The organism is Thiocapsa sp. (assembly GCF_022340925.1).
GTDB lineage: Bacteria > Pseudomonadota > Gammaproteobacteria > Chromatiales > Chromatiaceae > Thiocapsa.
This window is the reverse complement of sequence record NZ_JAJDNA010000056.1, coordinates 1-12555: the sequence shown is the minus strand read 5'-3', so window position 1 is coordinate 12555 and position 12555 is coordinate 1. Positions and strand designations below refer to the sequence as shown.

Sequence of the window (12555 nt, the reverse complement as noted above, 5' to 3'; positions counted from 1 at the left end):
TCCGTGCTCGATCAGGAGATCCGCCACCGACTGCTGAAACAGGGTCAGTCCAGGCTGGTTCTCGATGGCGGAGCGCACGGCGGCCTTGTAGAGGACCCGGTCCGCCTGCGCGCGGGTTGCCCGCACCGCCGGTCCCTTACTCGCATTGAGGATGCGGAATTGGATGCCGGCGCGATCCGCGACCCGGGCCATCACGCCCCCCAGGGCATCGATCTCCTTGACCAGATGGCCTTTGCCGATGCCGCCGATGGCCGGGTTGCAGCTCATCTGCCCGATCGTTTCGATATTCTGGGTCAGGAGGAGCGTGCGGGCGCCGCAGCGCGCCGCGGCGAGTGCAGCCTCGGTACCGGCGTGCCCGCCGCCGACCACCACCACATCATATGGATCGCCAACAATCATGGAAGGAACCCAGGGCTCTGAACCCGCTCAGTTTACGCCAGAACCGAACGCGGATATTGCCACGGCGATGGGCCTGAAGCGAAGTCTTCCGCACGGGTCGCCCAGGCTCGGCGAACGGGTGCTCGAGTCCGCGCGGGCCGTGATTCTCGGGAAGGACCGGGAGCTGCGGCTCGCCCTGGCCTGCCTGCTGGCGCGCGGTCATCTGCTGATCGAAGACCTGCCAGGCGTGGGCAAGACCACGTTGGCGCATCTGCTTGCACGGCTGCTCGGACTCGATTACGCGCGCATCCAGTTCACGAGCGACCTCCTCCCCGCGGATGTGATCGGGGTGTCGGTCTACGACCGGGCGGCCGAGTCCTTTCGCTTCCATCCCGGCCCGGTCTTCTCGCAGTTGCTGCTCGCCGATGAGATCAATCGCGCCACGCCCAAGGCTCAAAGCGCGCTTCTCGAGGCGATGGAGGAGAGGCAGGTCACGGTGGAAGGCGAGACCCGCCCCCTGCCCGAGCCGTTTTTCGTCATCGCGACCCAGAATCCGCTCTTTCAGGTCGGCACCTTTCCCCTGCCGGAGTCACAGCTGGATCGCTTCCTGATGCGGATCCGGCTCGGCTACCCGACCGCAGAGCAGGAGAAGGCGCTGCTCACGGGCGAGGATCGACGCACCATGCTGGCACGACAGCAGCCGGCACTGACGCTCGAAGAGCTCACACGTCTGCAGCAGCAGGTGGCCGAGGTCCACGCCGCTCCCGCCATCATCGAGTATCTGCATGCGATCCTGCAGTTCACCCGCGGCAGCGAGCGTTTTCTCCATGGTCTGTCGCCCAGGGCCGGACTCGCGATCCTGCGCGCGGCCAAGGCCTGGGCGCTGCTGGCGGAGCGCGACTACGTGATTCCCGAGGACATCCAGGCGGTCCTGCCGGTGTGTGTCGCCCACCGCTTGGTCGCATCTGAGCACGGCGGGCGACTCGACGAGCAGGCAGTCGCTGCCGCGATTCTCGATCATGTGGCGATCGTCTAGCCCCAAGGCCCTCAGCAGCCTGTTCCGGCGAGTCCCGCGCGGGCTCAACGGCGTTGCGCGGGTCGGCCGTCGTCAGGTCTACATTCTCCCGACGCGGAGCGGGCTAAGTTTCGCGGCCGTCCTCCTGGTCATGCTGCTCGGGTCGCTGAATTTTCAGAATAACCTCGGGTTGCTGTTCACCTTCTTCCTCGCCTCCGTCGGCCTCGTCGCAATGCATCACACCTGGTTCAACCTGCTCGGCATCTCGATCAGGGTGCGAGGCGGCCCGCCCGTCTTCGCGGGAGGCGAGGCGAGCTTCGATGTGGTCATCGGCAGCGACGGGCAGCGGACGCGGTTCGACATCCGGGTACCGGCGCGTCGCGTGAGCCAGCAATCGATCGCGGTTCCCGGGGGCGACCAGCGAACGATCCGGGTTGGGCTGCCGGCGGCGCGACGCGGACTGCAGGCGCTCGACGAGTTAACCGTCGAGACGCGCTATCCGCTCCATCTGTTTCGCGCCTGGTGCTATGCGGAGACCGATGCCACCACGCTGGTCTATCCAAAGCCCGCGGAACAGGCGCCGGAGCCCGATCGCGCGGCCGGCGACAACCAACGGTGCGCACTGCAGGGCCGCTTGGGAACGGACGATTATCTCGGACCGCGCGCCTATCGCAACGGCGATTCACCGAGACAGATCGACTGGAAGGCATTCGCGCGCGAGCGCGGACTCGTCGTCAAACAATTCGGCGGCGAAGAGGGGGAGGATGTCTGGATCGATTGGTCGAAGGTCACTGCCCCCGACGCGGAAGCGCGGATCAGCCTCCTGACCCGCCAACTGCTCGACGCGGGCGAGGCGCGGGCGCGTTTCGGGCTGCGCCTCCCCGGGATCGAGGAGGGGCTGGGGCGCGGCCGCGCGCATCTCCAACGCTGCCTGGCCCGATTGGCGCTCTACGATCATGCCCAAGCGAACGACCCCCTCGATCGAGCGTCCTGAACGGACGCAGGTCCTCTGGCTCACGCTGCTGTTGCTCGCGGCGTACGTTCCGTTGGCCCCCCATCTGGCGTGGCAGATCAGCGCCTTCGTCGCGTTGCTCTTCGCGTTGCGGATCGCGGCAATCCGTTGGCCCGCGCTCATACCCGGGGCATGGGGGCTGGTGGTCCTGACACTGATCGGAGTCGCCAACGCGTTGTCGACATACGAGGGATGGTCCGGGCAAAGCGCGGGAGCAGCGCTGTTCGTATCCATGTTGGTGCTCAAGCTCATGGAGCTGCGCAGGAAGGAGGACCTCCGCCTGGCGACGACGCTCATCGGGTTCCTCGCCGTGGTGCAATTCCTGTTCGACCAATCGCCTTGGCTCGCTGTCTATCTGGGGGCCGTGGCTGTCGCCGGTCTCGCGTTGCTGGTCGACCTGAACGGCGGGCTCGGAGACACACCGGGCCGTGCGGCCATGGGGATCGCCGTGCGGGTCTCGGTGCAGGCCATCCCGCTCACCCTCGTGCTGTTTCTGCTGTTTCCGCGTCTCAGCGCCCCCCTCTGGCATCTGGGCACGGACCCCCGCAAGGGCACCACCGGAATCTCGGACACACTCGAGCCCGGCGCCATCAGCGAGCTGGTGCTCAATGGCGAGCTGGCTTTTCGGGTCCGCTTCGAGACCCCGCCACCGGATGCCAACCAACTCTACTGGCGCGGCCCGGTCCTCTGGCAGACCGATGGGCGACGGTGGTCCGCGGGTGCCGAGGCCATGGCCGCAGGGCCGGCCGGCGCGCTCCAGGACGCCTCTCGACCGATCCGGTACGAGCTGACGCTCGAGCCGACCGATCAGCGCTGGTTATTCGCATTGGACCGGCCGGTCAGCGTGCCCGAAGGGGCCTTCCTCACGCCTGACCACCGATTGCTCGCGCGCCACCCAATCAGCACACCGAGACGCTACCGGATGCTGTCCGCCCTCCGATACCGGACGGCCCTGCCCGATCGGGCCGGGCGCGAGGCCGGGCTGCAGATACCGGACAACGTCACGCACCGCATGCGCCGCTTGGCCGAAGACTGGCGGAGCCAGGCAGACAACGACTGGGATCTCGTCGAGCTGGGACTGCGCTTCTTCAACCGCGAGGCCTTCCACTACACCCTGCTGGCGCCGCGCTTGGGGCCGAATCCGGCGGACGAGTTTCTGTTTGAGACCAGGCGCGGTTTCTGCGAGCACTATGCGAGCAGCTTCGCGATCCTGATGCGGCTCGCCGGCATTCCCTCGCGCGTCGTTCTAGGATACTTGGGCGGTGAACCCAATCCTGTCGGCGGCTATCACATGGTTTGGCAGTCGGATGCCCACGCCTGGGTCGAGGTGCTGATCGAGGACCGGGGCTGGGTGCGTGTCGATCCAACCGCGGCGGTCGATCCCTCACGCGTCGACAACGGCAGTGCGTCGCGGATGTTGGGGTCGGGCGCTTCCGTGCGGTTCACGCTCGAGCAGAACGATGCGATCGCCCGGCTGGCCCGCAACCTGCGGCTCCTCGCCGATAGTCTGGACGCCGCCTGGCAGGACTGGGTGCTCGGGTTCTCCATGGAAGATCAGTTGTCCCTGCTGAAATGGCTGCGGCTCGGGGGAGCGCGCGAGTATGGCCTCGCGGCACTTCTTCTCGTCGCCTTCAGCCTGACGCTCAGCATCGTCTTGCTCGTCTCACTCCGCGACCGACCCCGGGTGGACCCGCTCGAGGCCGAATACGCCCGGCTGTGTCGGCGCCTCGCACGGGTCGGTCTAGAGCGTCGCCCAAACGAGGGGCCATGGAACTATGGCAGCCGGGTCAGGGCGCAACGGCCGGATCTGGCACCCACGGTCGACCGCTTTCTCCGCCTCTACGTCCCGGCTCGCTATGGCCGCGGTTGCGACCCGGAGATACACCGGGCGCTCATGAGCCTGGTACGGGGTTTTCGCCCCGGGGTTGACAAGGGCGCGCGCCCGGACTGTTGAGCGAACGGAGCGCGAAGACAGGATTGGATCATTGGCCCGCCGGGGCGTTACCAGGATAATCGCGCAAGGCGGCCGGATCGCCGCCGGAGGTCAGCGCCGAGCACGTCGACGCTCTCCTTCACCAGGCGCTGCTTGGTTGGCCATCCTGGCCACGAATCAGCACGGCAGTCGAAAACGGGGTTTCTTACTTCTCTCATTTTCAGCCGCTTGGGCGGCGGAAAATGGCGGGGCTTCCTGCCCCGGACGGGCAACGCTGAATACTTCAGCGTTGCCCTAACACAGAGAGAGCCCAGCAATACAACTGCATCGCGAATCACAAGGAGCGGCGTGATGAGAGCCCACAGGCCACTGTATGTTAAACAAAAAGCCGTGTGGCTGTTGTTTGGGGTCATCCTGCTGATCCCGGCATTATTCCGCATCATGCCCGCGGCTTTCAGTCAACGCCCGGATGCCGGACAGAGCACCGACAGCAGCGAATTCAGCTATCCTCAAGTGCACCCAACCCATCAACACATGCGGCTTCTGCTGGACAATGCGTTCGGTTACCTGAACCCGGCTCATGACATCGTGGATCCCGCATCGGGATATCCGGCAGAAGGCTGGAATCAGGAACCGGAGAATCGGCTCTTTCTGCGGTCCTTCACCCAGCTCACGGCCATTGGCGCCTGGATTGAGCTGCTGGCCAACGTTGCCGCCGGCTATGCGGACAATCCGTATCTCTCCAAAGAAGCTGCGCTGCGCGGACTCTCTCTCGCAGTGTCGACGCTACTCGATGATCAAGTGAACCCGGCCCTTGCATCGAAGGGGCTGCTGGTGAATTTCCTGGGACTTGAAGGCGGGGAGAGAAAGGGCCCGCTACTGGAATCGATCGAACGCAGGCAATTCATCGAAGCCTTTGGGGAGGGAGAAGGCCCTGCGATCTGGCTTGCCCTGGTGGAAAAGGGCTGGCTCCAGGAGGAAGACAACGGCCAGCGAGGGAAGATCCGCCGAGGCCAAGGATATGGGGCAGCGCATTTTGACGGGGTGCTTGCACCCTACTCAAAGGAGCCCATGAGATCTTCTGTCATGGGGCTGCTCGATCAAAGGGCGCTCACGATCATCTTCGGCGACAATGCCAATCTCACCGCATCTCTTGCCAAGTCGGTGGGCGCGCTCTCCCGGCCGGAGATCCGGGATGATCCGAGGGCTGTCGCTTTGAGGGAGCAGATGGAGCGCTTCATCGCCGGGCAACAAGAGGGCTATGCCCATTTCTTCGATCCTCGGACCGGCACCTTTTTCTTCGGCTGGGACGCCACTGCCGACCGCTTCGTCGGCTGGGGCGATGGCCACGGCAACTGGGTGACGGGCCAGATGAATTACTTCATCAACGAATTCCGCGGGCCATGGACATTCGTGGTGTTGCGATACGGGCTGCCGCTCGCATCGATCCGGAATGCGGGATTCAAGATCAGGCCGTACAGGCATCGCGATGGACGAGAGACATACGCCCTTGCGGCATGGGACGGGTCGGCCTTCCAGTTGCTTGGACTGTCTCTATTCATGCAGGAGGTCAACAACCCGGGCTGGCGAAGCAGTCTCCAAGCCCTCGTCGACGTTGAGCTCGATTTCTCGACGCGCGGGCGGCTGCCAGGTCTCTTGTCGGAGGCCTACAGCGGGAACGGAACCGAATACACGGGACTGATCGGGATTCCCGACGTCGCTGTCACCGATAAGTCGCTGAACACGCACGCCCCATCTCTGTATACACTTGGCGTCGCCTACATGATCGCGCCCGATGAAGTCGAAGCATTCCTGCGGGAGCATTGGCCCGTGATCTCAGGCCTGTTCACCCCCCACGGCCCCTGGGAAGGCTGGAACACCCTGACGAAGCAGGTGATTCCTTTCCAGACGACGGTGCACACCCTCTCTCTGATTCTTGGCGGGATCAACTCCGCGCAGGGGAACATGCGTCGATATCTCGAGGAGAAGCACCTCTACCGTCAACTTGAAGAGCTGTACAAACCCGGGGACAGACTGGACCTCTTGGCCGCCCACAATCAGATCCATCCCTGGTCCTCGGACGAGGGTCGCTTGGAATTCTCACGTCAAGAGGGCATGTGCCGTTTTTCGTCACACCTCACCGGAGCCGGAGGTCTCGCGTTCATTGTCCCGGGCGACGGCGCGGTCAGCCTGTCGAACGGGAGACTGGTGATCCGATTCCGCTCGGCGACGGAGATTCGCGACGCCACCGTTTCCGTCAAACGGGCCCCGGGCGATCCTCTTCCGCCGCCGGTCATCCCCATCGAGATATTCACGCAATTCAAACAGACGGCGGACGGTGAGATCGAGATCGTTCTGCCGGCAAGCCCGGCCCTGGACGGGATCAAAGAGATTTCCCTGACCTTTCGAGCCAACGGAAGACAGGCACCGGTGGACGTCTCGATCATCGGGTTTGACTTCATACCCTTTGCTTCCGCACTCGACTCGCCGAGGTGAGCAGGGCACTTTGGGGGCGCCTAGCAGCCGGAGGTTTGCTGTGTCCGATCTGCGGGTTGATCGAACGGTCAACGGAACGGCGGCGGTGGCGGAGCGGTTCGAACGGGCAGTCGCACTGCTGCGCGCAGCCGTCCGAGCAACGCCCGTGCTCGCTGCGGTCCTCATCGCCATCGCCTGCACGCCCCCGGTGGACCGGCGTCCCGCGGACGTCTTGGTCGTTGGTCAGACCGCCGAGCCGAAATCCCTGGATCCCCATGTCACCACTGCCCTCAACGACTTCCGGATCCTGGTGAATCTCTACGAAGGCCTGGTGCGCTTCAGGAACGGCACGTTGGAGCCCGAGCCGGCCCTGGCGTATCGCTGGGAGATCAGCGAAGACGGTCGGCAGTACACCTTCTTCCTGCGACAGGGTGTGCGTTTTCACGATGGTGCCCCGTTCGATGCAGAGGCCGTCCGGTTCAACATCGAGCGGATGCTCAGAGAGGATCACCCGTTCCACCATACAGGCCCCTTTCCGCTCGCGTTCTTCTTCGAGACGATCGAATCGGTGCAGATCGTCGATCCCTACCAGGTGAGGTTTCTTCTCGCTGAGCCCTTTGCGCCGCTGCTCTCCAATCTTGCCTACCCGACCGGGCTCATGGTCTCGCCCGCGGCGGTGCGCCGACACGATCTGGACTTTGGCAGGCGGCCCGCGGGTACCGGGCCCTTCCGGTTCGTCGACTGGGAGCCTCGCCGACGGGTGATGCTGGAGCGCAACCCGGACTACTGGGGCGCGGCGGCGCTTCCGCGAGTGCTGGTCTTCCGCCCCCTCACAGATCCCATGACCCGTGTCACCGAGCTGATGGCGGGCGGAATCGACATCGTCACCGAGCTCTCCCCGGACAACGTAGCCCTGCTTCGACGTGACCCTCGCTTCGAGGTCCACGAGCGAGCAGGTCCGCATTTGTGGTTCCTGATTCTCAACACCCGGGAGGGACCGTTTCGCGACCGACGTGTCCGCCAGGCGGTCAATTACGGGGTCGACAAAGACGCGCTCGTGCGGCATGTGCTTCAGGACACGGCGAGGGTTGCTGCGGGGCCGGTGCCAACGGCCTTCGGATGGGCACACGACGAGGGATTGGAGCCCTATCCCTACGACCCCGAGCGCGCGCGCTCACTGCTGCGCGACTCCGGTTACGGGGACGGTCTCTCTTTGCGTCTGATGGCGCCCACCAGCGGCTCGGGGATGCTGGCACCGGTGCAGATGGCAACGGCCATCCAGGGCGATCTCGCGAGGATCGGGGTTGATCTGGCGATCGAGACCTACGAGTGGAATACCTTCCTTGCCAAGGTGAACCGGGGACTCGCTGGACAGGCGGACATGGCGGAGATGGCCTGGATGACCAACGATCCGGACACCCTTCCGTACTTGGCCTTGCGCAGCCGCGCCATGCCGGAGGCGGGCGGGTTCAACTCGGGCTATTACAGGAACCCACAAGTCGATTCGCTGATCGAGTCGGCGCGCGGGAGCACCGACCCCGCCGAGCGCGCGCGCCTGTATCGGGAGCTGCAGCGCCTGGTGCATGCGGATGCGCCCTGGCTGGTCGTGGCGAGCTGGCGGCAAAACGCCGTCGCCGCGCAGGGGCTGGAGGGTTTCGCCCTCCAACCCTCGTTCTTCCTCCTGCTGCGCGATACGACGAGGGCTGACCCGTGACAGGCTATGCGCTGCGCCGCCTGCTTCAGCTCGTGCCGGTGCTGCTCGGGATCTCGATCGTGGTCTTTTTTATCACGGCGCTGCTGCCCGGGGACCCGGCGCTCGCCATCCTCGGCCCCTACGCCACACCGGAGTCATTGGCCTCCCTGCGCGCGGAGCTCGGGCTTGACCGGCCTGTATGGCAACGCTACGTGGTTTGGCTGGGCAACGTCGTGCAAGGCGACCTGGGCCGCTCCGTCACCCTGCAGCGGCCGGTGATCGACGAGATCGCAGAGCGTCTCGGACCAACCCTGCTGCTTGCAGGGACCGCTTTGGGGCTCTCCGTTGTGCTAGGGCTCGCCGCCGGCGCGGTCGCCGCCGCCCACAGGCAACGATGGCAGGACAACGCGCTGACGCTCGCCGTGCTTCTCGGCATCTCCACACCCCAGTTCTGGCTCGCGCTGCTGCTCGTCCTGGTGTTCGCCGTGTGGCTCCAATGGCTTCCGGCGAGCGGCATGATCTCGGTCTACGGAGGCGGGGACCTGGGCGATCTGCTGCGGCACCTGGTCCTCCCCACGATCAGCCTGGCCTTGGTGGCGACCGGCGTGCTGGCGCGCCTCGGCCGCACCGCCATGCTGGAGGAGCTGTCCCAGGATTATGTGCGCATGGCGCGGGCCAAGGGTTTGACGGAGCGTCAGGTCGTTTACAGGCACGCGTTTCGGAGCATGCTTGGTCGGATGATGCCGCTCATCGGCCTCCAGGCCGGCTTCCTGCTGAGTGGCGCTGTCTATGTCGAGACCGTGTTCCAGTGGCCAGGCATGGGCCGCATGCTGGTGGATGCCATCTCGACGCGTGACCTCCTCCTGGTGCAGGGTGGGGTGCTGGTGCTGGCCTCGGCCTATGTCTTGGTCAACCTGCTCGCCGATGTCCTGCAGCACCTGCTGGATCCGCGGGTTCGGCTGCGGTGACCGCCGGGGTCATGGCGAATCTCCAGGGTCCGCCGGGCTGGCGGCGGTTTCGCGCCAACCGGCTCGCGCTGTTCGGGCTTGGCCTGGTGGCATCGCTGACGACGCTCGCTGCCGCGGCGCCGATACTGCCGCTGCCCGATCCCTTCACCACCGACCTGACCCAGCGGCTGTTGCCGGCCGGCAGCGCCGTGCACCTCCTCGGTACCGACCAGCTGGGTCGGGACCTGTTGTCCCGTCTGGTCTGGGGAACCCGCGCGAGCCTGGCCGTGGGCTTCTTTGCCGTGCTCATCGCCGCATTCTTTGGAACCCTGCTCGGGCTGGTGGCGGGCTGGTTCCGCGGCTGGGCCGATACGCTGCTCATGCGCGGAATCGACGTGCTGCTCGCCTTCCCCTATCTGTTGCTGGCGCTGGCCATCGTGGCGGCTCTCGGTCCGGGGCTGCGCAACGCCATGATCGCCATCGCCGTCGTCAACATCCCTTTGTTCGCCCGAACGTTGCGAGGGGAGGTGCTGGGCCTGACCGAACGTGCCTTCGTCGACGCGGCCCGGCTCGCGGGCGCAGGGCATGGCCGCATCCTGTTTCGGGAGCTGCTCCCGAATGTGCTCCCCACGGCCGTCGTCATGATGTCAACCAGTCTGGGCTGGATGATCCTGGAGACCGCAGGGCTGAGCTTCCTGGGCCTGGGGGCTCAGCCCCCCGCCGCGGACCTGGGAAGCATGCTGGGAAGCGCGCGCGAGCTCCTGACCACCGCGCCGTGGGTTGCCCTGCTCCCCGGAATCGTGATCCTGCTCCTCACGGCGGGCATCAATCTGGCGGGCGACGGGTTGAGGGACCTGCTCGACCCCCGTCTGCGCGGGGAAGCGGGGGCGTGGCCCGCTTCCCCGGCCGCCGGGCCGGCGGAGGCAAGCCAATCTCCGCCGTCCGAAGCGCTGCTGCGCGCAGAAGGCCTGTCGACCCGCTTCGTTCGCGACGGCGCGAGCTACCGGGCGGTCGACGATCTGACCTTCGATCTGGCCGCGGGCGAGCGGCTCGCGGTGGTTGGTGAATCCGGGTCGGGAAAGACGGTCACGGCCCTGTCGCTGCTGGGTCTCGTGCCCCCGCCGGGGCGAATCGTGAGCGGACGCCTGTTCTTTCGGGGTGAGGATCTGCTGCAGGTATCCGAGGCGCGGCGGCGCGAGCTGCGGGGCAATGCCATCGCCTACATCCCCCAGGACCCCATGACCGCGCTGAGCCCGGTGCTCACCGTGGGCGCCCAAATCGGCGAGACCCTGCGAGCCCATCGTGCAATCAGCCGAAAGGAGGCGCTCTGGCGTGCGCACGAGCTTCTTGCCCGGGTGCGCATCCCACAGCCGTCGGAGCGCCTCGCGGCCTATCCCCACGAGCTCTCCGGGGGCATGCGCCAGCGCGTCCTGATTGCCATGGCCCTCGCCAACGATCCCGCGCTGATCATCGCGGATGAAGCCACGACCGCGCTCGACACCACCGTGCAATCGGAGATCCTGCTGCTCCTCGACTCCCTGTGTGCGGAACGAGGTGCCGCGTTGCTCTTCATCAGTCACGACCTGGGGGTGGTGGCGCGCCTGTGCGACCGCGTGCTCGTGATGTACGCCGGCCAAGCAGTGGAGGAGGCCGGGCTGGATCGACTCCTCGCGCGGCCGCAGCACCCCTACACCCGGGCGCTCCTCGACTGCGTACCGGAGCTCGGACGCCCGGACAAGACCTTAAGGCCCATCGGAGGACAGCCGCCGCCGCTCGACGACCTTCCCGCCGGCTGCCATTTCGCCCCGCGCTGCACCTATGTCCGGCCCGCTTGTCGGGACCGTGGTATCGCCCTAAGAACCGCGGCGGAGCGGCACCGGGTGCGCTGTCTCCGTGCGGAGGAGCTTCCGGCGTGGCGCCCCTGATCGAAGCGCGCTCGATCGCCAAGACATTTGTTCGGGACTCCGGGTGGTCGCCGGGTGCGCGGCGCCGAGCTCGCGCCCTCGGCGCCGTCTCGGTGGTGCTGAGGCGGGGCACGAGTCTCGGGCTGGTGGGCGAGTCCGGGAGCGGAAAATCGACGCTGGCGCGGATCTTGATCGGACTCGAGGCCCCCACGTCGGGCGAGCTGCTCTGGGAGGGTCGCCGGGCGGCAAGCTTCACGCGGACTGACTGGCAGGCGTGCTGGCGCAAGGTGCAGTACGTTTTTCAGGACGCGCAAAGCGCGCTCAATCCGCGCCATACCGTGGGAGGAGCACTGGAGGCGCCGCTCGCCAGCCTGCTCGGGGTCAAGGGCACCGAGCGCTCCAAGCGCATCGATGCCTTGTTGGGACGGGTCGGTCTGGCCGGGAGCCTCCGCCACCGTTACCCCCATGAGCTCTCAGGCGGTCAAGCCCAGCGCGTGGTCCTCGCCCGCGCGCTCGCGGTGCAGCCCGAGGGGCTCATACTCGACGAGCCGGTTTCGGCCCTGGATGTCTCCATCCAGGCCCAGATTGTGACTCTGCTGAAGGATCTGCGTCGCGACTTGGGCCTGACCTATTTGTTTATCTCCCATGACCTGGCGGTCGTTGAGCAGCTCTGCAGCGAGATCGCGGTCATGAAGGATGGACGCGTGATCGAGCGGGGCGACCGAGATGCGGTGCTGTGCAACCCTCGGGTCGAGTACACCCGAAGCTTGATCGCGGCCGCGCGCGGCGTGAGCGCTGGGCGCCGCGCTGGCTTGCCCGTGGCAATGCGCAGCCCCTTGGCGTAGTCGATGCGGGCGGGAATCGAGCCTGACTTTGGGCTTGAGACGGTCCTCGAGGTCGGCGACCCCGCACGTCGCGCGGAGCGCCGCTCGCAGCCTCTGCCAACCAAACGCGGACATCGGTGGTACGCGCAGGCGGCGCAGTGCACTTGGGACCAACCCTCGAGAGGTCGGATCGCTTGACCCTATACCCCAATCTTGTTGACTCGCCCCCAAGCGGGCAGGCAACGCACGCCTTAACCGCGGGCGGTCTCGCGGACTCGGCTGGGCGCCCGGCCGGTCCAGCGCCTGTAAGCGCGGGAGAAGCTGGACAGCTCGGAGAAACCCAGCAGAAAGGTGATCTCAGCCAGGGAGCGCCC

The 12555-nt window shown here is 66.2% G+C and carries 10 protein-coding genes; 8 read left to right on the top strand and 2 right to left on the bottom strand.

All coding sequences use genetic code 11. The features are described 5' to 3' along the window. On the bottom strand, positions 1-399 hold a 399-nt coding region (locus LJE61_RS07560; RefSeq protein ID WP_296917942.1), incomplete at its 3' end, for an FAD-dependent oxidoreductase. 67 nt (positions 400-466) lie between these two features. Here LJE61_RS07560 and LJE61_RS07555 point away from each other — a divergent pair. From LJE61_RS07555 to LJE61_RS07520, 8 genes are all read left to right on the top strand, one after another. Continuing rightward, entirely contained in the window at positions 467-1414 is a 948-nt protein-coding gene (locus LJE61_RS07555) for an AAA family ATPase (RefSeq protein ID WP_296910351.1), read from the top strand. After that, positions 1398-2387, top strand: coding sequence for a DUF58 domain-containing protein (locus LJE61_RS07550; protein WP_296910353.1), 990 nt, complete (start codon positions 1398-1400; stop codon positions 2385-2387). The genes LJE61_RS07555 and LJE61_RS07550 overlap by 17 nt, the downstream gene beginning before the upstream one ends. Continuing rightward, positions 2350-4359, top strand: coding sequence for a transglutaminase TgpA family protein (locus LJE61_RS07545; RefSeq protein WP_296917940.1), 2010 nt, complete (start codon positions 2350-2352; stop codon positions 4357-4359). Before LJE61_RS07550 ends, LJE61_RS07545 begins: the two co-directional genes overlap by 38 nt. A 132-nt stretch (positions 4360-4491) precedes the next feature. Next, positions 4492-6834: a hypothetical protein gene (locus tag LJE61_RS07540; RefSeq protein WP_296917938.1), complete on the top strand. Its 2343-nt coding sequence runs from the start codon at positions 4492-4494 to the stop codon at positions 6832-6834. Positions 6835-6874: 40 nt separating this feature from the next. After that, a complete protein-coding gene (locus LJE61_RS07535) occupies positions 6875-8527 on the top strand; it encodes an ABC transporter substrate-binding protein (RefSeq protein WP_296910358.1) in 1653 nt (550 codons plus the stop codon). Next, complete coding sequence (locus tag LJE61_RS07530) at positions 8524-9474, top strand: ABC transporter permease (protein WP_296910361.1); 951 nt, start codon at positions 8524-8526, stop codon at positions 9472-9474. Before LJE61_RS07535 ends, LJE61_RS07530 begins: the two co-directional genes overlap by 4 nt. A gap of 11 nt (positions 9475-9485) precedes the next feature. Continuing rightward, a complete protein-coding gene (locus LJE61_RS07525) occupies positions 9486-11378 on the top strand; it encodes a dipeptide/oligopeptide/nickel ABC transporter permease/ATP-binding protein (protein ID WP_296917936.1) in 1893 nt (630 codons plus the stop codon). Beyond that, positions 11366-12202, top strand: coding sequence for an ATP-binding cassette domain-containing protein (locus LJE61_RS07520; protein WP_296917934.1), 837 nt, complete (start codon positions 11366-11368; stop codon positions 12200-12202). The genes LJE61_RS07525 and LJE61_RS07520 overlap by 13 nt, the downstream gene beginning before the upstream one ends. A gap of 230 nt (positions 12203-12432) precedes the next feature. On the opposite strand, the gene LJE61_RS15330 is transcribed toward LJE61_RS07520, so the two are convergent. Further along, positions 12433-12546, bottom strand: a complete 114-nt coding sequence (locus tag LJE61_RS15330; protein ID WP_367114914.1) for a helix-turn-helix domain-containing protein — start codon at positions 12544-12546, stop codon at positions 12433-12435. Positions 12547-12555 lie beyond the last annotated feature (9 nt).